Source organism: Curtobacterium sp. PvP017, assembly GCF_054060195.1.
Genome location: NZ_JBSSCY010000002.1, coordinates 621,464 through 642,529 on the forward strand (window position 1 = coordinate 621,464; position 21,066 = coordinate 642,529).

Sequence of the window (21,066 nt, forward strand, 5' to 3'; positions counted from 1 at the left end):
CTTTCGCGGGGTGGGCGCGACCACGGGCGGACGGGAGGCGCGGGGCGGGGCCGCCCCGCGCCTCCCGTCCGGTGGGGTCAGCGCTGGAAGCGCGCCTCGCGCTCGTCGGACAGGGCGGCCGCGACGCGGGCCCGCATGTTCGCGGGCATGTCGGGCAGGTCGTCGAGCCGTGCCCAGAACGCCTCGGTGTTCTCGCCGTCCGCAGGGTTCGGGGTGCCCGAGACGTACCGGCAGACGAACACGAGGTCGAGGTACTGCGCCCGGTCGCCGTTCGGGTAGGTCATCTCCGGCAGCACCTGCACCCACGCCAGCCGTTCGGCGACGGCGACGACGTCGGCCTCCTCGAGGACCTCGCGCTCGGCGGCGACGGCCGGTTCCTCACCCGGGTCGACGATGCCGGTCACCGGGGTGAAGGCGCCGTTGTCGGCACGACGGACCACGAGCAGTTCCTGGTCGTCACCGGAACCACGCGTGACCACGGCGGTGACGCCCGTCAGCCACAGCGGATCGGTGCCGATCCTCGAGCGGAGGGACAGGACGAAGTCGGGGGTGGGCATGCGCCCACGCTACCGATCCCGCCCTGTCGGAGACTGGTCATGACCAGTAGCATGGGACCGTGGAGATCATCATCCTGCCCACGCCGGCTGAGGTCGGTCGCGTCGCCGCGGCCAAGATCGCGTCCGTCGTCGCCAAGAAGCCGTCCGCCGTCATCGGTCTCGCCACCGGATCCAGCCCGCAGGGCATCTACACCGACCTGCAGCGTCGGGTCGGTGCCGGCGAGATCTCGTTCGCCGAGGCTCGCGGGTTCGCCCTCGACGAGTACGTCGGCATCCCGCTCGAGCACCCGGAGTCGTACGCCAGTGTCATCGCGCGCGACGTCGTGGCACCGCTCGGGTTCGACCCCTCGCGGGTGCGGGTGCCCGACGGTCGTGCCGACGACCTGGAGTTCGCGGCGAAGGAGTACGACGCAGCGATCCGAGCTGCCGGCGGGATCGACGTGCAGATCCTCGGCATCGGCGCGAACGGGCACATCGGGTTCAACGAGCCGACGTCGTCCTTCGCCTCGCGCACCCGGATCAAGACCCTGGCACCCTCCACCCGTGACGCCAACGCGCGGTTCTTCGACTCGCCCGAGCAGGTCCCGACGCACTGCATGACGCAGGGACTCGGCACCATCCTCGAGGCCCAGCAGCTCGTCCTCGTCGCGCAGGGCTCCGCCAAGGCCGACGCCATCGCCGCCGCGGTCGAGGGGCCGCTCAGCTCGTTCGTCCCCGGTTCGGCCCTGCAGCTGCACGAGCACGCGACGGTCGTCGTCGACGAGGAAGCCGCGGCCGGCCTGCAGCTCGCCGACTACTACCGCTACACGTACGCGAACAAGCCGGCGTGGCAGGTGTTCGAGTAGAACCGACGATCAGCCGTCTGCGCGCTGCCGGAACGCGGTGTGCAGGCGGCTGAGACCGTCGTCCAGGGTCTCGGCCGAGCACCCGAAGTTCAGCCGCGCGAACCCCTGACCCTGGCGTCCGAACGCCGGGCCCGAGGCCAGCGCGACCTTCGCCTCGTCGACCAGCAGTGCTGCGGGGTCGTCGCCCCACGGCAGGGCGCGCAGGTCCAGCCACGCCAGGTAGGACGCCTGCGGCTGCCGGTACTCGGCACCGGGCAGGACGTCACCGATCCGCTCGGCCAGGGTGCGACGGTTGGCGGCGAGCTCGGTGAGCAGTGACGCGAGCCACGGCTCTCCCTCGCTGAACGCGGCGACGCTCGCGGTGTAGCCGAGGATGCCGGTGCGCTCGACGACCTCGGTCGGCAGGGCGTCGAACCAGGCACGGGCCCGCTCCGAGGCGCCGACGATGAGCGCGCACTTCGTCCCCGCGAGGTTCCAGGCCTTGCTCGCACTCGTCAACGAGACGCCGAGCGCGGCTGCCTCGGGACAGGACTCCAGGAACGGCGTGAAGACCGCGTCGGCGTGCACGAGCGGCGCGTGGATCTCGTCCGAGACGACGACGGCGTCCCACTCGGCGGCGAGCTTCGCGAGTGCGACGAGCGACGCGCGGTCGTGCACCAGCCCGAGGGGGTTGTGCGGGTTGCAGAGCAGCACCGTGCGGGCCCCGTCGGCGAACGCCTGCGCGAGGCCGTCCAGGTCCATCCGCCAGCCGGCCGTGGTGTCGAACGGGTCGGCGGGGCCGTCGGGTGCGAGCAGCGGGACCTCGGTCACGGTGCCGCCGGCCTCGGACACGTACTCCCAGAACGGCGGGTACACGGGCGGCATGATGACGACCTGGTCGCCGGGCTCGATGATCCGGCGCAGCATCTCCACCGCGGCGACCGACACGTCGGTGGTGGTGCGGACGAGGTCGGGGTCGACCCGCCAGGCCCATCGGCTCTCGGCGAAGTCCGCGAACGCCTCGGGCAGCGCCCGACCGTGGCCGACGTACCCGGTGTCGCCGTTGGTGACCGCGGCGACGAGGGCCTCACGCACGGGTTCCGCGAGCATCGAGTCCATCTCGGCGACGAACATCGGCAGGACGTCCGGCGGGTACGCGGTGTACTTCTCGCTCGTACGGCTGCGGTGCGCATCGAACACGGAGACCATGACGCTCATGCGCCCATCCTGACAGTGCCCGCCGTCGCACGGCAGGATGAACCCGTGGAACACCGCTCGCGCACCGTGCTCCGGGCCGTCCGTGACGCGGTGCTGGTGGTCGTCGGCAGTGTCGCGATCGGCCTGGTCATCGTGATCGCCGGACTGGGGTGGCTCGACGACATGCCCTACCGGGGGTCCTCGACCGAAGCGGCCTACATCGCGGTCGCGGTGGCGGCGGTCGCCGTCTGCGGGTTCGGGGCGCTGGTCGGCCTCGCCGCGATCAGGGCGTCGGTCAGCTCGTCGGACGGAGCCCGGCGAGCAGGATCTCGACGTAGCGCTCCGGATCGCTGACCCGGGTACCGCCGGCGACGGCGGCCTCGCGCAGCCCGCACAGCAGTCGGCGGAGGTCGTCGGCGTCGATGTCGGTCCGGACGATCCCCTCGGTGCGTCCCCGCGCGAGCAGCGCGTCGACGGACACGACCAGGTCTCCGGCGAGGGCAGCGGTGTCCGCGCAGGAGAACCCGCCGTTCGTCAGCAGGTCGCCGAGCGCTGCGTCGTCCACCATGCTCCGGAACGCAGTGGTGACGACCCCGCGGAGCGCATCGGCCGCGTCCGGCAGGACGACGGCGTCGCGGACCTGGTCGAGCATGTCCTCGAGCGCGTCGATCGCGAGCGCTTCGAGCAGGTGCTGCTGGCTCGGGAAGTGCCGGTAGGCGGTCCCGACCCCCACTCCGGCCTCGTGCGCGACGGCGTTGAGCAGGGCCGGTTCTCCCCGGTCGACGAAGGTGCGGGCGACGTCGAGCAGCGCCGTCCGGTTGCGCTGGGCATCGGAGCGCAGCGCCTCGGGTCGAGCCATCGCGATCGTCATGTGGACACTCTATCCGGTTGTGCTAGCGTTCCGGATGAATCATCCGATTCAGTACGGCGAACGAGCAGGAGACGACGATGGACACCTTCGAGTGGGAACCGGCAGCGATGCCCGACCAGCACGGCAGGACCGTGGTGGTCACCGGCGCGACCGGTGGGCTCGGCCTCGTCGTCGCCACGACCCTCGCCTCGGCCGGCGCCCGCGTCGTCGCCGGGGTGCGCGACCTCGACAAGGCGGCTCGCGTCCTCCCCGCGGGTCTCGACCTGGAGGCGCGGCTCGTCGACACCTCCTCCGTCGCGTCCGTCACGGCGTTCGCCCGGCAGCTCGCTGCGGACGGCATCGTCGTGGATGCCCTCGTCAACAACGCCGGTGCGACACTCGGCACCTTCGGTCGCACGGACGAAGGAATCGAGCGCACCTGGGCGACGAACGTCGTCGGACCGGCCGTGCTCGCCGAGGCGATGCTCCCGCTGCTCGGCGGGCCGTCGCCCCGCGTCGTGCTCGTCGGCTCGAACCTGTCGCAGCGAACCCGCCGCGTACCCGGTCCCGGCGGGGTCGACGATCCGGGCGACTACTCGCAGTTCGCCGTGTACACCGACTCGAAGACGGCGGCGACGGCGCTCGCGGTCGACCTCGGTGAGCGGCTCCGCGCGGCCGGCTCGGACGTCCGCTCGGTCATCGCACACCCCGGCATCGCGGCGACGGGGATGAACGACCAGGCGGAGACCCTGGCGCAGCGCCTCGGCGGCATGGTCGCCCGCAGCATGGCCCGGACCGCTGCGGACGGCGCTCGCTCGACGCTCTGGTCGGCCACCGCGCCGGACGTCGCCGAGGGGGTGTTCGTCGGACCGGCACTCCGTCGAGGTGACCGGCGACTGCACGTCGTGCCCGTGAAGGGCCCGGCGGCGGACCCGGCGTTCCGCGCGCGCGTCCGGGCGTTCGTCGAGGAGCGACGTGAACAGCAGGAGAGTGCTCGGTGACGGATCGCGCGTCCCCCGTCCGAGGGGGCTAGCGTCGCCGACGTGAACCGTTCTCGCGTGCACCGTCGCCCGCTCGTCCGCCCGCTCCCGCTCGCCGCGGTGGCCACGATCGCCGCGCTGCTCGGGACGGGGGTCGTCGCCGCGCCGGCCGTCGCCTCGCCGTCAGGGCAGGCGACGCATGCGGGGAGGACTGTCTACGACCCGGCTCGGTACGTCGACCCGTTCATCGGCACCAGCGGCGACGGCAACACCTGGCCCGGTGCCACCGCCCCGTTCGGCATGCTCCAGTGGAGCCCCACCGGCACCGCAGGCGACCAGACCTCGACCCCGGTCGCGAACGGCTACTCGTACGACGTGAACCGGCTGCGCGGCTTCAGCCTGACGCACCTCAACGGCGCCGGCTGCGCACCTGGTGCCGCGGGTGACGTGCCGATCATGCCCGTCACGACCCCGGTCACGACGTCGCCGTCGGCCGACAGCACCGACGCGGTCTACGCCGCCGGCTACTCGCACGACGACGAGTCCGCGAGCCCGGGTCGCTACGGGGTCGCGCTCGACAACGGCGTCCGCACCGACCTCGCCGTCACCACCCGGGCCGGCATCGGCGAGTTCGCGTTCCCCGCCGGGAAGGCAGCGAACCTGCTCTTCCGCACCTCGAACTCGATCAACGGCAGCGAGGCCGCGACCACCCGCGTCGACCCCCGCACCCGCACGGTGAGCGGCAGCGTCCTGACCGGCGGCTTCTGCAGCCGCCGGGCGAACGGCGGCGGCGCCACCAACCCCGACCGCCGCAGCTACTACCGGCTGTTCTTCACGGCCACCTTCGACAAGGCGTTCACGAGCACCGGCACCTGGCAGGACGGCACGGTCCGACCGGGAGGCACGTCCTCCTCCGGTGGGGAGGGCTACCTGACCGGCGCCGACCGTGCCGGACGCGGCTCCGGCGCGTGGGTCGGGTTCGACGCGCGTCGCGGTGCGACGGTGCACGCGAAGATCGGCATCTCGTACGTGAGCGCGGCAGGCGCTGTCGCCAACCGCGACGGGGAGGTGACCCCGCGCTCGACCGTCGCCAGCGTGGCGGCCGGCACACGGGCCTCCTGGAACCGTGAACTGTCGCGCCTGCGCGTCGCAGGCGGCACCGCGGACCGGACCACCCAGCTGTACACGTCCGTCTACCACGCCCTCATGCAGCCGAACACGCTGAACGACCGCGACGGCCGCTACCTGGGGCCGGACCAGCGGGTACACCGGATGGATCGCGGGCACCGCGCCGTCTACGGCACGTACTCCGGGTGGGACCAGTACCGGGCGCAGATCCAACTGCTCGCACTGCTGCGGCCGGACGTCGCCGGGGACATGGCGCAGTCGATGCTGCGGTTCGCCCAGCAGAACGGCGGGGTGTGGGACCGCTGGCTCCACCTCGGGGCGCCGACGCACGTGATGACGGGTGACCCCTCGGCCGCGACGCTCGCCACCTGGTACGCGATGGGGGTCCGGAACTTCGACGTGCGAGCCGCCTACGCGTCGCTGAAGCACCAGGCGACCGTCGAGAACGCCGACGCCGAGAGCGACATCGGGTGCCCGGGCCAGTGCCTGGCGCAACGCCCCGCGCTCGACGAGTACCTGCAGCGCCAGTACGCCGCCAACGACGACTGCTCGTGCTGGGGCGGCGCTGCCGAGACGCTCGAGGACTCGATCTCCGACAGTGCGCTCGGGTACTGGGCGGGTTCCCTCGGGCTGCGCTCGGACGCCCGGATGTTCGCGGAGCGCGGGGCCTACTGGAAGAACACCTTCAACGCGGCCGTCGGCTACCAGGCCGCTCGCCAGGCGGATGGATCGTGGACGCCCGACTGGTCGCCCTCGACCGGCACCGGGTTCGCGCAGGGCACGAGTGCGCAGTACACCTGGCTCGTGCCGCAGGACGTGCAGGGGCTGTCGACGGCGTTGGGCGGCGACGACGCGGCGGTCGCGCGACTCGACGCGTTCTTCCACGACAGCACTGGTGCGTTCGCGGTGACCGGCGGCGACGCCACGAAGTTCGACCCGACGAACGAGCCCGACATCCACACGCCGTGGATGTACAACGCGCTCGGGAGGCCGTGGAAGACGCAGGAGACCGTGCGTCGGGTCGTCGACGACGCGTACTCGACGGGGCCGAGCGGGCTGCCGGGCAACGACGACCTGGGCACGATGAGCGCCTGGTACGTCTTCGCGTCGATCGGGTTGTTCCCGCAGACGCCGGGGCGGGCGGAGATGCTCATCGGCAGCCCCACGTTCAGCACGGTCGACATCCGGCGGTCGAGCGGGGAGCGGATCGTCGTCCGGTCCTCCGGCACGGCGCCGTACGTGCACGGTGCGCGGTTGGACGGGCGGACCCTCGAGAAGTCGTGGGTGCCGGCGTCCTTCGTCACCCGGGGTGGCGCGCTGTCGCTCCGGGTCGGGGACACCGCGGACACGTCGTGGGCGACCGGTGCTCGGGAACGCCCGATCGACCGCTGACCCGGGGTGAGGCTCGTCCTTCGGAGAGTACGGCGCTCGGTGATCGCTCAGAGAGCGTCGACGGAACGGCCAGCACGCTGGTCGGAGGGCTCTGGTCCTGACGTGCAGGCCCTACGATCGACCCGACAGAGAGGGACCACGATGACCGAACTCGCCGAATGGGAGACCGAGGGCGCCAAGGCCCGACCAGCGTCGCCGGACGAGCGGAACCGGGTACCAGCACCGGCCGCGCTCCGCGCCACGACCTGGATCGGCGTGCTGTTGCTCGTCGCTGCGACGTTCGTGTTCGTGGGTGCGTCGTACCTCGGCGTCCGCGAGGACGAGACCGAGGCGCACGCCCTCGCCCGACTCGTGATCGTCGTCGTCATCGGGGTCGCCGTCGCCGTGGTCGGCGCGGTCGCCCTGCTGCTCCGGCTCGTCGCAGGAGCACTCGCCCGGCGGTGACCGGGTCAGCGCAGCTCGCGCCCGCCGCCCCACACGCGCTGCACCTCGAGCGTCGGTGACAGCGCCACGAGGTCGGCCGCATAGCCCGGTGCCAGTCGCCCCAGCCGGTCGCCGAGCCCCATCGCCGCAGCCGGCACGCTCGTCAGGGCCGCGACGGCCTCGGGCAGCGTCCGTCCGGCGAGCGAGACCGCGTTCTGCAACGCCACGTCCTGCGTCAGGGTCGACCCCGCGATGGTGTCCGTCCCGGCGACGTGCGCGACGCCGTCCGTCACGGTGACGTCGAGCGACCCGAGCCGGTAGGACCCGTCCGCCGCGCCAGCAGCACCCATCGCATCGGTGATGAGCGCCACCCGGCCCGGGGCTGCACGGAGCAGGGTGTCCGCGACGACCGGGTGCACGTGCACGGCGTCGAGGATGAGCTCGAGCGTCACGCGGTCGTCGGCCACGGCGGCACCGATCGGCCCCGGTGCACGGTGGTGCAGCCCCGGCATCGCGTTGAAGGCATGGGTCAGCAGCGTCGCACCGGCGTCGAACGCGGCACGGGCCTGGTCGTACGTGCCGACGGTGTGCCCGACGGCGACGGTGACCCCGGCGGCGACGAACCGCCGGACGGCGTCGAGCGCGCCGGGGAGTTCCGGAGCGATGGTGACCTGGCGGATGACGCCCTCGCCGGCTTCGAGCAGTGCCTCGACCGCTGCCGGCGAGGGGTCGATGAGGAACGACTCGTTGTGGGCGCCCTTGTTGTGCGGGGACAGGAACGGCCCCTCCAGGTGCGCACCGAGCACGAGCGGGTCCGCGGCCATCACGGAACGGATCCGCGCGAGTGAGTCCGCGAGCGCGGGGACCGGGTTGGCGACGAGCGACAGGACCGAGCGGGTCGTGCCGTGCGCACGGTGCACGGCCAGCGACCCGGCGAAGGAGTCGTCCTCGTACGACTCGGTCGCCCCGCCGTGCCCGTGCAGGTCGATGAACCCGGGCGTCAGGACCGCATCGCCGAGGTCGACGACCTGGTCCGCCGTGGGGGCTTCGGGGCCGGAGCCGACCGCGTGCACCACGTCACCGGTGAGCAGGACCCAGCCGTTCGCCGTGGAGCCGGCCACGTCGACGACGTGGGATGCGCGCACCAGGGTGCGCTGGGCCTCCCGGCCGGTCTGGAGTCCCGTGGCGGTCATGCGGTCTCCCTGCGGAACGCGATCACGCCGCTCAGGGCGGCGATCACGATGAAGACGATGCCCACGATCGGCAGGCCGATGGAGATCCAGGTCGCGCCTGCGGCGATGACCAGGGCGACCTCGACGATCGTCTTGCCGACGATGTCGGTCTCGATCGGCGAGGCCGGCGAGCGGAAGAAGTACCAGACGACCGCCGCGAACAGCGGGGCACCGACCATGAACAGGTAGCCGGGCAGGGGGAGCTGCCACGACCAGTACCCCCAGAAGGCCAGGGAGAGCAGGCCGAACGTGCAGACCAGGATGCGGAGCACGCGCCAGGCGTCGAACGGTCGTCGCTGCTTGCCGGCGGGGGCGGGCACGGGGACCGCTTCCCAGTCGACGGGGGACTGCGGGGCGTTCGTCATGGTGCTGCCTACTTGAAGATGATGGTGCGGGCGCCGTCGAGCAGGACACGGTCCTCGGCGATCCAGCGCACTGCCTGGGTGAGGGTGCGGGACTCCTCGTCCTGGCCGATGGAGACCAGCTCGGCGGGGTCCTTCGTGTGGTCGACACGGACGACGTTCTGCTCGATGATCGGGCCCTCGTCCAGGTCGCTCGTGACGAAGTGGGCCGTCGCGCCGATGAGCTTCACACCGCGTGCGTGGGCCTGGCGGTAGGGGTTCGCGCCCTTGAAGCCGGGCAGGAACGAGTGGTGGATGTTGACCGCTCGGCCCTGGAGCGCGGCGCAGAGCTCCGGCGACAGGATCTGCATGTAGCGGGCGAGGACGACGAGTTCGATGTCGTGCTCCTCGACCGCTTCCAGCACACGGCGCTCCATGGCCGCCTTGCTGTCCGCGTCGGTGACGGGCCGGTGCTCGAACGGCACCGAGTAGAACGACGCGAGCTCGGACAGGTCCGGGTGGTTGGACAGGACGAGGGGGACCTCGATCGGCAGCTGCCCGCCGCGCTGGCGGTAGAGCAGGTCGTTGAGGCAGTGGCCGGCCTTCGACACCAGCACGAGGGTGCGCAGGGGGCGACCGACGACGTCGAGCTGGACGCGGGCGTCGTAGCGGGCGGCGACGGGGGCGAGGGCAGCCTCGAAGGTCGCGCGGTCGACGGGGGCCATGACCTGCAGGCGCATGAAGAACGTGTTCGTGTCGGCGCTCGAGAACTGCTGCGACTCGGTGATGTTGCCGTCCGCGGCGACGACCGCTCCGGAGACGGCGTGCACGATCCCGGGCTGGTCGTCGCAGACGAGCGTCAGGGTCCAGTGCGTGGGGGTCGGGTCGGTCACCGGATCAGGGTACCGGGCGCGGCGATGCAGCCGGTGCGGGCTGCCGGACGTCAGCGGCGGCGGGCGCGGAGGCGTCGGACGAAGTAGACCTCCATGCCGATCGCGAGCACCGTCACGACGATGCCCATGGTGACGGAGAAGGTGCCTCGGTTGGCGTTGACGATCGTGAAGACCGGTGCCGCGATGCAGATGAGGCCGCAGATCACCACGTTCCAGATCGCGCCTGGTCTGGTGTCGCTGCTGAACCCGCCGCCGTGCGTCATGACCCCGACGCTACCGACGCGCGGGTGCGTCGGACCGGATCCGCTCACGAAGCGGGCGTGGCGGCGGCCGTGCGGAGGCGGCGGTCGGCCAGGGTCAGGACCGTGAGGAGCACCGCGACGCCGAGGATCACCCAGGCCAGCAGGTGCAGGTCGGGCGTCGTCGGCGCCTGACCGAACACGCCACCGATGAGCGACGACGCCGCGATCGCCCCGATGTACACCGCCGTGCGGGACAGCCCGGCCGCGGTGCCGATGGACGCCGCGGGCACGAGCCGGTACAGCGCCGCCTGGTTCGACACCGACGCCAGGGCCTGCGGGACGCCGAACAGTGCCGGCGCCAGGGCGAGCAGCACGACCGGCGACCCGGTGTGCAGGAAGAGCAGGAGCGCCCCGCCGACGATCGGCACGACGGCCGCGACGATCAGCGGCCCGCGCACGGCGGTCTTCCGCGCGACGACGAACGACGCGCTCCCGGCCACGATCGCGGCGGGCAGCTGGATGTACCCGGCGACGTCGCTCGAGTACCCGGCGACGTCCTGCACCCACTGCGAGAACCCGTAGGTCATCGTGTAGGCGAGCAGGTAGGTCAGGAACAGCCGCACGTAGGTGCGGGACAGCGCGCCGTTCCGTGCGAGCATCCGGACGTCGACGAACGGCCGGACCGCCCGCAGCTCCCAGAGCACCAGGGCGACGAGCAGCACGATCGCGACCGCGAGCAGCCACCACAGCCCGGCGGACAGGTCGAGCAGGAACACGAGCAGCGCGGAGACGGTGCCCGTCATGAGCAGCATGCCGAACGGGTCGAGTGCCTGGAGGACGGGCAGGGCCTCGTCGTCACGCGGACGGAGGCGGTCGGACGGCAGCCACATCGACGCGACGACGATGCCGAACGCCGCGAGGGGCACGTTCACCAGGAAGATCGCGTGCCAGCCGAACGCCGCGATCAACGCGCCGCCGAGGGGCGGCCCGGCCGCCGCGGACACGAGCGAGGTGATCGACAGCGCTCCGAGCACGAGTGGGGGCGTCGGCTTCCCGATCCGCGCCGAGTACTGCCGCAGGGTGGTGAGTGCCGCCGGGTACGCGGACGAGGTCCCGATGCCGATGAGCACGCGGGCGAACACCGCGCCGCCGAAGCCGGTCAGGAACTCGGGTACGACCCCGGCGACGCCGACGATCACGAGCCCGGTCAGGAACACCTTCTTCGGGCCGAAGCGGTCGGCGAGCTTGCCCATCGTCGGCTGGGCGATCGCACTCGCCAGGTACAGGGCGGCGACGAGCCAGATCGCCTGTGCTGCTCCGATCCCGAGGTCGCGGGAGATCGGCGTCAGGGCGACGGACACCATCGTGGTGTTGATCGGGTTGAGCAGCGGCCCGACGAGCACCGGGATGAGGAGCTTCGGGCCGAAGCCGCTGGCGGTACTGCCCGGGGCGACGACGGGGGTGGGAGTGGTCGAGGTGGACGTGGGAGTGCTTCTTCCGGGGTCAGCGTTCGGTGAGCGGCGTGAGGATCGCGATCGCTCGGGCGACGGTGTCGCGGTCGGCGTCGGGCAGCGCGGCGAGCCGGTCGGTCAGGACGCGGGTGCGGGTCGTCCAGGCGTCCTCGCGGGCACGGGCGCCCCGGTCGGTCGCGCGGACGAGCGCCCGGCGGCCGTCGGCGGGGTCTGGACGCCGTTCGACGAGGCCGAGGTCCTCGAGCGCCTGGACGGTCGCGCCCATCGACTGCGGCCGGACGCCCTCGGCGCGGGCGAGCTCGGCGACCGTGGTCTCGCCGTACCGCAGCAGGCGTCCGAGCGCGGCCGTCTGGGACGCCGTGACGTCGTCGGCCTTGCCGGTCAGCAGCGTGCGCCGGATCCGGCCGTACAGCGTCAGCAGGTCACCGGCGAGCACGGTCGGATCGGGTGACTCCATACCGGCACGGTACTACTTCGACAGCGGAACTTGCAAGGCTCCCTTGTGAGTTCCAGGCGCGCTGCGCCGGACCGGGCTCAGCGCTCGAACACGATCCGGCGCTTCGTCACCACGAAGCCGGCCCGTTCGAACGCCCGGCGCATCGGGGTGTTCGCCGCGTCCGTCGTGCCGACCACCTTCGGCTCGCCGGCCTCGGCGTGCACGCGCAGTCCCTCGGCGAGCAGGCCGTCGACCACACCGCGGCCACGGTGCTGCGGCAGCACGCCGATGAAGCTGATCGCCGCGTCGTACGCCGTCCGCGTCGCCAGGACGAACCCGACCACCGGGCCGTCGGGATCGAGCGCGATCCGCCAGCCGTCGCGCGACCCCGGCAGCGAGCGGTAGAACTCGAGGTCGTCGGCGGCGGCGCCCCGCGGGCCGAGTTCGTCCACCGATGCCATTGTGTGGGCGTCGAGGCTCCCCACCGCGACGCGGGCGAAGAGGTCCGCGAACTCGTCGTCGTCACCGGCGCGGAACCGCAGTTCCGGTGTCTGCGACGGCATCGGCACCGGAGCCCCCGCCCGTTCCGGCGTCCACGCCACACTCACCCGCTCCGTCGACCGTCCGAGTCCCGCCGACCGAGCGGCCGCCGTGCGCCACGACACCGCGGCGACGGCGGCGGGATCGTCGTGCCACTCCACCGCGACGTCGACGATCCACTCCGGGACCACCCCGAACGCAGCGGTCCCCGCCGTGATCAGCCCGGCGGCGATCGTCACACGGTCGTCGTCCGTCACGTCGGGAGCCACCAGCAGGTCGTCGAGGGTCGACGGCGCCGCGGCGTCCGTGCCGCCCCACCAGAGTGCCCGCGCCACCGGACGGCCGTCGCGCACGGCCAGCCACGACCACTCCGGGCGGTAGTTGTCCGTGCCGGACTCGGCGCGGTACCGGTCCGGACCGATCCACGCGACCGGCTCCGACGTCGAGAACGCGAGCAGGTCCTCCCGGTCGTCCTCGGTGGCAGCGCGGAAGGCGACCGTCACCGCGGGTCGGTCATCGTCGTGATCAGGTGCTCCTGCACGTACCCGAGCCAGTCGTAGACGTCGCGCAGGCCGACGCCCGCGTCGGCCTCGACCGAACGCTCCTCGTCGTCGGCGTCGACGATCCCGAGACGGTCGGCGATCGTCAGCCGCAGGTCGGTCAGGGTGCGGAGCCAGGCCTGCTCGTCCTCGGGGGCGAGGGCGCCGTCGCGGGTGCCCGTCAGCCACTCGTGCACGGTCGTCGCGTTCGTGGTCTTCTGCGCCAGCAGGTCGGACTGCGTGTACTTCCGGAACTCGGCGCTGGCGTCGTCGTCGTCCGGGTAGGCGTCCGGGAACATCCGCTCGGTGACCGGGTCCACCGACAGATCGCCGTCGAGCACCTGGCGCAGCTGCTCGGTCAGGGACGTGAGCAGCCCGCGCTCGCCGGAGGACATGCCGAGGTGGACGCCGTCGGCGCGGCGGACGAAGGGGATCACGCTTCGGGGGCCTTGTCGACGGTCGCCTGCAGGCCGTAGCCGTGCATCGACTGGACGTGGGCCTCCATCGCCTCGCGCGGCCCCGTCGCCACGATGGCGCGCCCCTCGGTGTCCACCTGGTGCATGAGCCGCTCCGCCTGCGCGCGCCCGAAGCCGAAGTGCCGCTGGAAGACGTAGGTGACGTAGGACATCAGGTTCACCGGGTCGTCCCACACGACGGTGACCCACGGGGTGTCCGCGCGGGCACTGGTGCGTTCGTCCGGGGTGGTCCGTTCGTCCACGTCGGGCGAGGTCAGCGTCATGCATCCAGGGTGACACAGGGCGGGCGGCTCGGTACGATCGTGAGGTCGCGACTGGCGTTGGATGGGTCACCATCGGGGAGCGACACCTGACACGGTGCGCGGCCGTACGCCTGGGCTGCACCGACCGATCGTCCGTGCGCGACCTCCCGGTCGTCGCCAACCCACGTAGGAGAACCGTGTCCATCACCGATCTGCCCGCCGTCGACGGCTCCGTCGACACCGACCGCGCAGCCTTCAACGCCCCGCTCGACCAGGTCGACCCCGAGATCGCCGCCGTCCTGCAGCAGGAGCTCGGCCGTCAGCGCGACACCCTCGAGATGATCGCGTCCGAGAACTTCGTGCCGCGCGCCGTGCTCGAGTCCCAGGGCTCCGTCCTCACCAACAAGTACGCCGAGGGCTACCCCGGCAAGCGCTACTACGGCGGCTGCGAGTACGTCGACGTCGCCGAGCAGCTCGCCATCGACCGTGCCAAGGCGCTCTTCGGGGCGTCCTACGCGAACGTCCAGCCGCACTCGGGCGCCACGGCCAACGCCGCGGTCCTGCACGCGATCGCCAGCGCCGGCGACACGATCCTCGGCCTCGAGCTCGCGCACGGCGGTCACCTGACCCACGGCATGAAGCTCAACTTCTCCGGCCGCATCTACAACGCCGTGGCGTACGGCGTCGACCCCGAGACGTTCGAGGTCGACTACGACGACATCCGTGCCAAGGCCATCGAGCACCAGCCGAAGGTCCTCATCGCCGGCTGGTCCGCCTACCCGCGTCAGCTCGACTTCGCGAAGTTCCGCGAGATCGCGGACGAGGTCGGCGCGAAGCTCTGGGTCGACATGGCGCACTTCGCCGGCCTCGTCGCCGCCGGTCTGCACCCGTCCCCGGTCCCGCACGCCCACGTCGTCTCGTCGACGGTGCACAAGACCCTCGGCGGCCCCCGCTCGGGCATCATCCTGTCCAACGACGAGACGCTGTTCAAGAAGCTGAACTCCGCGGTCTTCCCGGGCCAGCAGGGCGGCCCGCTCATGCACGTGATCGCCGCCAAGGCCACCGCGTTCCTGCTCGCCGGCACCCCCGAGTTCAAGGCCCGCCAGGAGCGCACCATCCGCGGCGCCCGCTTGCTGGCGGATCGGCTCACGCAGCCGGACGCCCGCGCGGCCGGCATCGACGTCCTGACCGGTGGCACCGACGTGCACCTGGTGCTCGTCGACCTGCGCACCTCCGAGGTCGACGGCAAGCAGGCCGAAGACCTGCTGCACGAGGTCGGCATCACCGTGAACCGCAACTCCGTGCCGTTCGACCCGCGTCCGCCGATGGTCACCTCGGGTGTCCGCATCGGCACGTCGGCGCTCGCCACGCGTGGCTTCGGCGACGCCGAGTTCACCGAGGTCGCGGACATCATCGCGCTGACCCTCATGCCGAACCCGGACATCGCAGCGCTCTCGGCCCGGGTGAAGACCCTGACCGACGCGTTCCCCCTCTACGCGTGAGCGACGCCCTGACCTCCCTGCCCGTCGAACGATGGGCGGGGGAGGGCACTGCCGTCCGCATCGACGGCACCGCCCTCGCCGCCCGGACCCTCGAGGAACTGCGGGTCCGCATCGACCGGCTGCACGAGCACGGCATCCGTCCGGGGCTCGGCACGATCCTGGTCGGGTCGAACCCCGGTTCGATGTCGTACGTCGCGGGCAAGCACCGCGACTCGGCGCAGATCGGGCTCGACTCGCACCGCATCGACCTGCCGTCGTCCGCGAGCGCTGCGGACATCCGAGCAGCGATCCTGCAGATGAACGACGACCCCCGGGTCACCGCGTTCATCATGCAGCTGCCGCTGCCGGAAGGCATCGACCCGACGCCGATGCTCGAGCTGATGGACCCGTCGAAGGACGCCGACGGCCTGCACCCGACGAACCTCGGTGAGCTCGTGCTCGCCGTGCCCGGTGGTGCCGGCACGATCGACGCGCCCCTGCCCTGCACCCCGCGGGGCATCGTCGCGATGCTCGAGGCGTACGACATCCCGATCCGGGGCGCGCACGTCACGATCATCGGGCAGGGGCTGACGGTCGGCCGGCCGCTCGGTCTGCTGCTCACCCGCCTCGAGGCCACCGCCACCCTGACCCACTCCCTGACGGCCGACGTCGCCGCGGAGTGCCGTCGCGCCGACATCGTCGTCGCGGCCGCCGGGGTCGCGGGGCTCGTCAAGCCGGACTGGGTGCAGCCCGGTGCGGCCGTCATCGACGTGGGCATCACCCGCGTGGTGAACGACGAGACGGGGAAGGCCAAGCTGCACGGCGACGTCGACCCCGCCGTCGCGTCCGTCGCGGGCTTCATGTCGCCGGTGCCCGGCGGCGTCGGCCCGATGACCCGCGCGATGCTCATGAAGAACGTGGTCGAGGCCGCGGAGCGCCACCTGAAGTAGCGCGCGGGTCGCGCCGCCGGCGCGCGTCCGTTCGTGCCGCGGTCTGTGCCGCAGAAGCGACAGATTCCCGCGAACAGTTCGCGGGAATCTGTCGCTTTGGCGGGGCGGTCGCGTCCACGGGCGGCCGGGAGGCACGGCTCGCCCCCGCCCCGCGCGTACTGGGGACGGGTGCGGAGCCTGCCCCAGTGCTACGGTCACCGCATGGGGGAGAACGTCCAGACCGCGCCCGTGATGGCGGCCACCGGCAAGCAGCTTCGTCCGCGTGCGTGGGGCCTGGCGCTCATCGGGGTCGTCGCACTGGTGCTGTCACCGAACCTGGTGCTCTGGAGCACGTCGACGGGCTACGGCGGGGTCGACGCCGACGACAACTGGATCGACAACGGCGGCAAGGTCCTCGAGACCGCACCGATCACGGTGCAGGTCGAAGCGCACGTCGCGCCAGCCGCCCTCGCGGCGCTGCTGCTCGTCGTGGTCGTCGGGATCGTCCTGCCGCCGACGCTCGCGCGGTACGGGCACCGGACCCTCGGCGACATCGTGCGGTACTCGGCGTACCTGGCGGTTCCGGTGTGCATCATCGCCGGGTTCCTGGTCTACAGCGTGTGGCAGGGCCACGTCGTGACGGACCAGCTCCAGCACGAGGTGCTGCACCCCCAGGGCTTCCCGTGGGGTGGCGTCACGGTCACCACGGGTCACATGACCCGCTGACGCCCGAGTCTCGGCGAGGGACTCAGTCGCGGCGGGCGCCCTGCGCAGCGTGCACCGTGAAGACGTTCGGCTCGCGGTACCCGGCGGCGGCGAAGGCAGCGGCGACTGCGTCGGCGATCGCACCGCGCGACTCCTGGTCGACGAGCGCGATCGCAGCGCCACCGAACCCACCACCCGTCATCCGCGCACCGACGGCACCGTGCTCGACCGCGGTCGCGACGGCCAGGTCGAGTTCCGGCACGGAGATCTCGAAGTCGTCGCGCATCGACTCGTGCGACGCGACGAGCAGCGAACCGATCGCTCGCGGCCCCTGTTCGCGCAGCGTCCGGACGGTGTCGAGGACGCGCTGGTCCTCGGTCACGACGTGGCGCACGCGGCGGAAGGTCTCGTCGTCGAGCAGTTCCTGCGCACGGGGCAGGTCGTCGATGCTCACGTCGCGCAGGGCCTCGACACCGAGCACCTGCGCACCCTTCTCGCACGAGGCACGACGAGCCGCGTACCCGCCGGTGGCGTGCGCGTGCTCGACCCGGGTGTCGATGACCAGGACCTCGAGCCCGTTCGCCTCGAGCGCCAGGTCGACCACCGCGGTGTCGAGCGTGCGGCAGTCGAGGAACACGACGGCGTCCTGCTCGCCGAGCAGTGACGCGGACTGGTCCATGATGCCCGTCGGTGCGCCGACGGCGTGGTTCTCGGAGTACTGCCCCACGCGGGCGAGGGTCTTGCGGTCGAGCCCGAGCTCCCACAGGTCGTTGAAGGCGAGCGCGACGCCGCACTCGATCGCGGCGCTGGACGACAGGCCGGCCCCGACGGGGACGTCGGACTCGATGACGACGTCGAACCCGGTCTTGTCGGACAGGTCCGCGCCGGCCTGCTCGCGAAGTGCCCAGGCGATGCCGAAGACGTACGCCGACCAGCCGGTCATGTTCGACGGGTCGAGGTCGTCGAGCGACAGCTCGAGCACGGTGCCGGCGTCGAACGCGGACGAGACACGCAGCCGACGGTCCGGCCGCGGAGCGATCGACGCGGTGGTGCGGCGGTCGATCGCGAACGGCAGGACGTACCCGTCGTTGTAGTCGGTGTGCTCACCGATCAGGTTGACGCGCCCCGGGGCGGAGTACCGCACGGTCGGCTCGTACCCGTAGGCCTGCTGGAACGTCATGCTCGCTCGACTCCTTGTCGGATGAACTCGGCCGCCTTCTCGGGGACCAGGTCCCCGATCCAAGCGCCCATGGCGGCTTCACTGCCGGCCAGGAACTTCAACTTGTCCGCCGCTCGACGCGGCGAGGTGATCTGCAGCATGAGCCGCACGGTGTCCCGCCCGACGTGCACCGGTGCCTGGTGCCACGCGGCGATGTACGGGGTCGGGTCGTCGTAGAGCTTGTCGATGCCCCGCGTCAGGCGCAGGTGCATGTGGGCCAGCTCGTCCTTCTCGGCCTCGGTCAGGCCGGCGAAGTCGGGGACGTGGCGGTGCGGCAGCATGTGGATCTCGATGGGCCACCGCGCGGCGAACGGCACGAAGGCGGTGAAGTGCTCGCCCTGCAGCACGACCCGGTCCGAGGCACGCTCGTTCGCGAGGTGCTGCTCGAACATGTCCGGCCCGAAGCGCTCGATGGAGTCGAGCAGGCGCTGCGTGCGGGGCGTGATGTACGGGTACGAGTAGATCTGCCCGTGCGGGTGGTGCAGCGTGACGCCGATCGCCTCACCGCGGTTCTCGAACGGGAACACCTGCTGGATGCCGGGCATCGCGGAGAGCGCGGCGGTGCGGTCCGCCCAGGCCTCGACCACCGTGCGGGCGCGCGACTCGGAGATCGACGCGAAGGACCCCTCGGTCGCGGGGGAGAAGCACACGACCTCGCACCGGCCGACGGACCGGAGCTGCCGGTTCAGGCCGACGTCGGACAGGGACTGCAGCGAGGACGGGGCGTCATCGGACTCGAGCAGCGGACCGAACGACGGCGACCGGTTCTCGAACACGGCGACGTCGTACGTGCTCGGGATCTCGGACGGGTTCTGCGGTGTCTGCGGCGCGAGCGGGTCCTGGTCGGCCGGCGGCAGGAACGCGCGGTTCTGACGGCTCGCGGCGATGGAGACCCACTCGCCGGTCAGGACGTCCTGGCGCATCCGCGCGGTCTCCGGCCGAGGGTCGAGCGCACGCTCGTCGATGGCACGCTCAGCGGGCAGGGTGCTGTCCGCATCGTCGAAGTAGAACAGGTCGCGGCCGTCCGCGAGCTTCGTCGCGCGCTTGGTGATCACCGGAACAGCCTAGCGCCGATCCGAAGCATTGCGAAAGTCTTCGGAAGCAAGCGAAACTGGACCCGTGACCGACGACGACCTCTCCTTCCTGGCCGGATCGCTGCCAGCACCCCTCCGGCAGGACCGCATCGTCTCGATCGTCGAGGGCGCACCCGGCATGGTCCGGACCGCCGCGCTGGCCGCGTCGCTCGGCACGAGTGAGGTGACGGTCCGGCAGGACCTCGCGGTCCTCGACCAGGAGGCCCGGATCCGTCGGGTGCACGGGGGCGCGGTCCGCCTCGGGGCCGGGTCCACCGAGCGCCCCTTCGAGGAGACCGCCGTCGAGCACCAGGTGGCCAAGGCCGCCATCGGCCGTGCGGCCGCTGCGCTCGTGCGGTCCGGCGAATGCGTCGTGCTCGACGTCGGCACCACCCCGGCCGCCGTCGCCGAGGCGCTCGTCGCCCGCACGGAGCTGGTCGACGTCACCGTCGTCACGAACTCGCTGACCACTGCCCTGACCCTCGAGCGCGCCGTGCCGCGGTTCACCGTGATCGTCACCGGCGGCACGCTCCGGCCACTGCAGCACTCGCTCGTCGCGCCGTTCAACAACACGCTGCTGCCGATGATCGCCGCTGACGTCGTGTTCCTCGGTGGCACCGGCGTCGATGTCGCGCACGGTCTGACCAACGTCAACCTGCCTGAGACCGAGGCGAAGCGGATGCTCGCGGCCACCGCTCGGCGTACCGTCGTCGTCGCGGACGGGTCGAAGTTCGGCCGGGCCCACATCGGGGTCGTCCGCGCGCTCGAGGACATCGACGTCGTCGTCACCGCCGAGGCCGAAGCCGACGCGGTCGCCACGATCCGGGCGGGCGGCGTCGAGGTCGTCGTCGCGGACGGCGAGGACACACCCGGAAGGAACCACACCCCATGACCGCAGCACCCACCGGTGGGCAGTACCGCCTGCACCACGCCGGACCGGACGGCGTCGTCGAGGCCGTCGTGACCGAGGTCGCCGCCGGCATCCGAGAACTCCGCGTCGCAGGCTTCGACCTGACCGAGCCGTTCCCCGTCTCCGAGCAGCCGCCCGGCGCCAACGGCATCGTGCTCGTGCCGTGGCCGAACCGCGTCGCCGGAGGGGTCTGGGAGCTCGACGGCAAGCGGCAGCAGCTGGACATCTCGGAGCCGAAGTACGGCAACGCATCGCACGGCCTGCTCCGCTTCGCGCCGTACCGCGTGGTGTCGCAGACCGAGACCGGGATCGTGCAGGAGGCCACGATCCACCCGCAGCACGGCTGGCCGTTCACCCTCGAGACCCGCGTGCACCACGAACTCGTGGACGACGGCATCCGGGTGACGCACGAGATCACGAACCGTTCCGGCGTCCGCGCACCATTCGCGGTGGGGGCGCACCCGTACCTGCGTGCCGGAGACACCCCGGCCGACGAACTCGTCGTCACGCTCGACGCCGCCACCGCCTTCACCGTCGACGACCAGAAGGTGCCGAACGGGTCCGTGTCGGTGGAGGGCACGCCGTTCGACCTGCGCCGGGGACAGCGTGCCGGTGACGCGGACCTCGACACCGCGTACTCGGACATCACCCCGGATGCCGACGGGGTCCGCCACACGACGCTGCACGGCCCCGAGGGTGACGGGGTGCAGCTCTGGCAGGACGCCTCGTTCCCGTACGTGCAGGTGTTCACTTCGCGCGAGTACCCCCGCGGCGACGGCAAGGGCCTCGCGGTGGCGGTCGAGCCGATGACCGCTCCGGCCAACGCACTGAACTCCGGCGAGGGCCTGCGCTGGCTCGAGCCCGACGAGACCTGGACCGGCTCCTGGGGCATCCTCCGCGTCTGGTCCTGATCGCCCCACCGCAATCCGTCTCGCGAAAGCGACTCCGTCCCGCCGAAGGTCCGCGACACAGAGTCGCTTTCGCG

Annotated in this window: 24 protein-coding genes and 1 riboswitch; of the genes, 10 read left to right on the plus strand and 14 right to left on the minus strand. The window is 71.9% G+C overall.

Annotated elements, in window-relative coordinates:
- Positions 1-77: 77 nt before the first annotated feature.
- Entirely contained in the window at positions 78-557 is a 480-nt protein-coding gene (locus ACVKXF_RS07035; RefSeq protein ID WP_123311899.1) for an NUDIX hydrolase, read from the minus strand.
- Positions 558-616: 59 nt separating this feature from the next.
- On the opposite strand from ACVKXF_RS07035, the gene nagB reads away from it, so the two are divergent.
- Complete coding sequence (gene nagB, locus ACVKXF_RS07040; RefSeq protein WP_123311901.1) at positions 617-1,402, plus strand: glucosamine-6-phosphate deaminase; 786 nt, start codon at positions 617-619, stop codon at positions 1,400-1,402.
- Positions 1,403-1,411: 9 nt separating this feature from the next.
- Here nagB and ACVKXF_RS07045 read toward each other — a convergent pair whose 3' ends face one another.
- Positions 1,412-2,599 (minus strand): MalY/PatB family protein, encoded by a 1,188-nt coding sequence (locus ACVKXF_RS07045; protein ID WP_456795292.1) that lies wholly within the window; start codon positions 2,597-2,599, stop codon positions 1,412-1,414.
- Between the two features lie 45 nt (positions 2,600-2,644).
- Between ACVKXF_RS07045 and ACVKXF_RS07050 the strand changes: the two genes are divergently transcribed.
- On the plus strand, positions 2,645-2,932 hold the full coding sequence (locus ACVKXF_RS07050) for a hypothetical protein (RefSeq protein ID WP_123311905.1): 288 nt from the start codon (positions 2,645-2,647) through the stop codon (positions 2,930-2,932).
- Here the strand turns inward: ACVKXF_RS07050 and ACVKXF_RS07055 are convergent.
- Positions 2,874-3,449, minus strand: coding sequence for a TetR/AcrR family transcriptional regulator (locus ACVKXF_RS07055; protein ID WP_456795293.1), 576 nt, complete (start codon positions 3,447-3,449; stop codon positions 2,874-2,876). The two genes, ACVKXF_RS07050 and ACVKXF_RS07055, sit on opposite strands and share 59 nt — an antisense overlap.
- 77 nt (positions 3,450-3,526) lie before the next feature.
- On the opposite strand from ACVKXF_RS07055, the gene ACVKXF_RS07060 reads away from it, so the two are divergent.
- From ACVKXF_RS07060 to ACVKXF_RS07070, 3 genes are all read left to right on the plus strand, one after another.
- A complete protein-coding gene (locus ACVKXF_RS07060) occupies positions 3,527-4,429 on the plus strand; it encodes an SDR family NAD(P)-dependent oxidoreductase (protein WP_456795294.1) in 903 nt (300 codons plus the stop codon).
- 42 nt (positions 4,430-4,471) lie between these two features.
- Positions 4,472-6,928: a GH92 family glycosyl hydrolase gene (locus ACVKXF_RS07065; protein WP_456795295.1), complete on the plus strand. Its 2,457-nt coding sequence runs from the start codon at positions 4,472-4,474 to the stop codon at positions 6,926-6,928.
- Positions 6,929-7,069: 141 nt separating this feature from the next.
- The gene (locus tag ACVKXF_RS07070; protein WP_340196790.1) at positions 7,070-7,372 is read left to right on the plus strand and encodes a hypothetical protein; all 303 of its coding nucleotides are present in this window, start codon (positions 7,070-7,072) and stop codon (positions 7,370-7,372) included.
- 5 nt (positions 7,373-7,377) lie between these two features.
- On the opposite strand, the gene nagA is transcribed toward ACVKXF_RS07070, so the two are convergent.
- The 9 genes from nagA to clpS all read right to left on the minus strand — a co-directional run bounded on the left by nagA (position 7,378) and on the right by clpS (position 13,785).
- The gene (gene nagA, locus ACVKXF_RS07075; RefSeq protein WP_456795296.1) at positions 7,378-8,544 is read right to left on the minus strand and encodes an N-acetylglucosamine-6-phosphate deacetylase; all 1,167 of its coding nucleotides are present in this window, start codon (positions 8,542-8,544) and stop codon (positions 7,378-7,380) included.
- Positions 8,541-8,948 carry a YrdB family protein gene (locus tag ACVKXF_RS07080; RefSeq protein ID WP_456795297.1) on the minus strand — a complete coding sequence of 136 codons (408 nt, stop codon included), beginning with the start codon at positions 8,946-8,948 and terminating at the stop codon, positions 8,541-8,543. Before ACVKXF_RS07080 ends, nagA begins: the two co-directional genes overlap by 4 nt.
- Positions 8,949-8,956: 8 nt before the next feature.
- The gene (purU, locus tag ACVKXF_RS07085) at positions 8,957-9,817 is read right to left on the minus strand and encodes a formyltetrahydrofolate deformylase (protein ID WP_340196793.1); all 861 of its coding nucleotides are present in this window, start codon (positions 9,815-9,817) and stop codon (positions 8,957-8,959) included.
- 50 nt (positions 9,818-9,867) lie between these two features.
- A complete protein-coding gene (locus tag ACVKXF_RS07090; protein ID WP_456795298.1) occupies positions 9,868-10,080 on the minus strand; it encodes a hypothetical protein in 213 nt (70 codons plus the stop codon).
- 44 nt (positions 10,081-10,124) lie between these two features.
- Positions 10,125-11,462 carry an MFS transporter gene (locus ACVKXF_RS07095; RefSeq protein WP_456795299.1) on the minus strand — a complete coding sequence of 446 codons (1,338 nt, stop codon included), beginning with the start codon at positions 11,460-11,462 and terminating at the stop codon, positions 10,125-10,127.
- A gap of 100 nt (positions 11,463-11,562) precedes the next feature.
- Positions 11,563-11,988 carry a MarR family winged helix-turn-helix transcriptional regulator gene (locus tag ACVKXF_RS07100; protein ID WP_123311921.1) on the minus strand — a complete coding sequence of 142 codons (426 nt, stop codon included), beginning with the start codon at positions 11,986-11,988 and terminating at the stop codon, positions 11,563-11,565.
- Positions 11,989-12,065: 77 nt separating this feature from the next.
- The gene (locus ACVKXF_RS07105) at positions 12,066-13,010 is read right to left on the minus strand and encodes a GNAT family N-acetyltransferase (RefSeq protein ID WP_456795300.1); all 945 of its coding nucleotides are present in this window, start codon (positions 13,008-13,010) and stop codon (positions 12,066-12,068) included.
- Positions 13,007-13,483, minus strand: coding sequence for a DUF2017 family protein (locus ACVKXF_RS07110; protein ID WP_456795301.1), 477 nt, complete (start codon positions 13,481-13,483; stop codon positions 13,007-13,009). The genes ACVKXF_RS07105 and ACVKXF_RS07110 overlap by 4 nt, the downstream gene beginning before the upstream one ends.
- Positions 13,480-13,785 (minus strand): ATP-dependent Clp protease adapter ClpS, encoded by a 306-nt coding sequence (gene clpS / locus ACVKXF_RS07115; protein WP_185003162.1) that lies wholly within the window; start codon positions 13,783-13,785, stop codon positions 13,480-13,482. Before clpS ends, ACVKXF_RS07110 begins: the two co-directional genes overlap by 4 nt.
- A gap of 37 nt (positions 13,786-13,822) precedes the next feature.
- A riboswitch (ZMP/ZTP riboswitch) is annotated at positions 13,823-13,908 on the plus strand.
- Positions 13,909-13,961: 53 nt separating this feature from the next.
- Here clpS and glyA point away from each other — a divergent pair.
- From glyA to ACVKXF_RS07130, 3 genes are all read left to right on the plus strand, one after another.
- On the plus strand, positions 13,962-15,266 hold the full coding sequence (glyA, locus tag ACVKXF_RS07120) for a serine hydroxymethyltransferase (protein ID WP_395871447.1): 1,305 nt from the start codon (positions 13,962-13,964) through the stop codon (positions 15,264-15,266).
- Positions 15,263-16,195: a tetrahydrofolate dehydrogenase/cyclohydrolase catalytic domain-containing protein gene (locus ACVKXF_RS07125; protein WP_456795302.1), complete on the plus strand. Its 933-nt coding sequence runs from the start codon at positions 15,263-15,265 to the stop codon at positions 16,193-16,195. Before glyA ends, ACVKXF_RS07125 begins: the two co-directional genes overlap by 4 nt.
- A gap of 201 nt (positions 16,196-16,396) precedes the next feature.
- Positions 16,397-16,900 carry a hypothetical protein gene (locus tag ACVKXF_RS07130; RefSeq protein WP_123311927.1) on the plus strand — a complete coding sequence of 168 codons (504 nt, stop codon included), beginning with the start codon at positions 16,397-16,399 and terminating at the stop codon, positions 16,898-16,900.
- Positions 16,901-16,922: 22 nt separating this feature from the next.
- Here ACVKXF_RS07130 and galK read toward each other — a convergent pair whose 3' ends face one another.
- On the minus strand, positions 16,923-18,059 hold the full coding sequence (galK, locus tag ACVKXF_RS07135) for a galactokinase (protein ID WP_456795303.1): 1,137 nt from the start codon (positions 18,057-18,059) through the stop codon (positions 16,923-16,925).
- Positions 18,056-19,153, minus strand: coding sequence for a galactose-1-phosphate uridylyltransferase (gene galT, locus ACVKXF_RS07140; RefSeq protein WP_456795304.1), 1,098 nt, complete (start codon positions 19,151-19,153; stop codon positions 18,056-18,058). Before galT ends, galK begins: the two co-directional genes overlap by 4 nt.
- 64 nt (positions 19,154-19,217) lie before the next feature.
- Here galT and ACVKXF_RS07145 point away from each other — a divergent pair, with 64 nt between their 5' ends.
- Complete coding sequence (locus ACVKXF_RS07145; RefSeq protein WP_456795305.1) at positions 19,218-20,063, plus strand: DeoR/GlpR family DNA-binding transcription regulator; 846 nt, start codon at positions 19,218-19,220, stop codon at positions 20,061-20,063.
- The gene (locus ACVKXF_RS07150) at positions 20,060-20,992 is read left to right on the plus strand and encodes an aldose 1-epimerase family protein (protein ID WP_456795306.1); all 933 of its coding nucleotides are present in this window, start codon (positions 20,060-20,062) and stop codon (positions 20,990-20,992) included. Before ACVKXF_RS07145 ends, ACVKXF_RS07150 begins: the two co-directional genes overlap by 4 nt.
- The last annotated feature ends 74 nt before the right edge of the window (positions 20,993-21,066 follow it).

What these genes read in the sequence shown, in the direction of transcription:
- ACVKXF_RS07080 (WP_456795297.1), bottom strand. Translation starts at nt 8,948, where the DNA reads ATGACGAACGCCCCGCAGTCCCCCGTCGACTGGGAAGCGGTCCCCGTG.
- ACVKXF_RS07070 (WP_340196790.1), top strand. Translation starts at nt 7,070, where the DNA reads ATGACCGAACTCGCCGAATGGGAGACCGAGGGCGCCAAGGCCCGACCA.
- ACVKXF_RS07130 (WP_123311927.1), top strand. Translation starts at nt 16,397, where the DNA reads ATGGGGGAGAACGTCCAGACCGCGCCCGTGATGGCGGCCACCGGCAAG.
- ACVKXF_RS07055 (WP_456795293.1), bottom strand. Translation starts at nt 3,449, where the DNA reads ATGACGATCGCGATGGCTCGACCCGAGGCGCTGCGCTCCGATGCCCAG.
- ACVKXF_RS07035 (WP_123311899.1), bottom strand. Translation starts at nt 557, where the DNA reads ATGCCCACCCCCGACTTCGTCCTGTCCCTCCGCTCGAGGATCGGCACC.
- clpS (WP_185003162.1), bottom strand. Translation starts at nt 13,785, where the DNA reads ATGACGCTGACCTCGCCCGACGTGGACGAACGGACCACCCCGGACGAA.
- ACVKXF_RS07090 (WP_456795298.1), bottom strand. Translation starts at nt 10,080, where the DNA reads ATGACGCACGGCGGCGGGTTCAGCAGCGACACCAGACCAGGCGCGATC.
- ACVKXF_RS07060 (WP_456795294.1), top strand. Translation starts at nt 3,527, where the DNA reads ATGGACACCTTCGAGTGGGAACCGGCAGCGATGCCCGACCAGCACGGC.
- nagA (WP_456795296.1), bottom strand. Translation starts at nt 8,544, where the DNA reads ATGACCGCCACGGGACTCCAGACCGGCCGGGAGGCCCAGCGCACCCTG.
- ACVKXF_RS07150 (WP_456795306.1), top strand. Translation starts at nt 20,060, where the DNA reads ATGACCGCAGCACCCACCGGTGGGCAGTACCGCCTGCACCACGCCGGA.
- ACVKXF_RS07100 (WP_123311921.1), bottom strand. Translation starts at nt 11,988, where the DNA reads ATGGAGTCACCCGATCCGACCGTGCTCGCCGGTGACCTGCTGACGCTG.
- galK (WP_456795303.1), bottom strand. Translation starts at nt 18,059, where the DNA reads ATGACGTTCCAGCAGGCCTACGGGTACGAGCCGACCGTGCGGTACTCC.
- ACVKXF_RS07045 (WP_456795292.1), bottom strand. Translation starts at nt 2,599, where the DNA reads ATGAGCGTCATGGTCTCCGTGTTCGATGCGCACCGCAGCCGTACGAGC.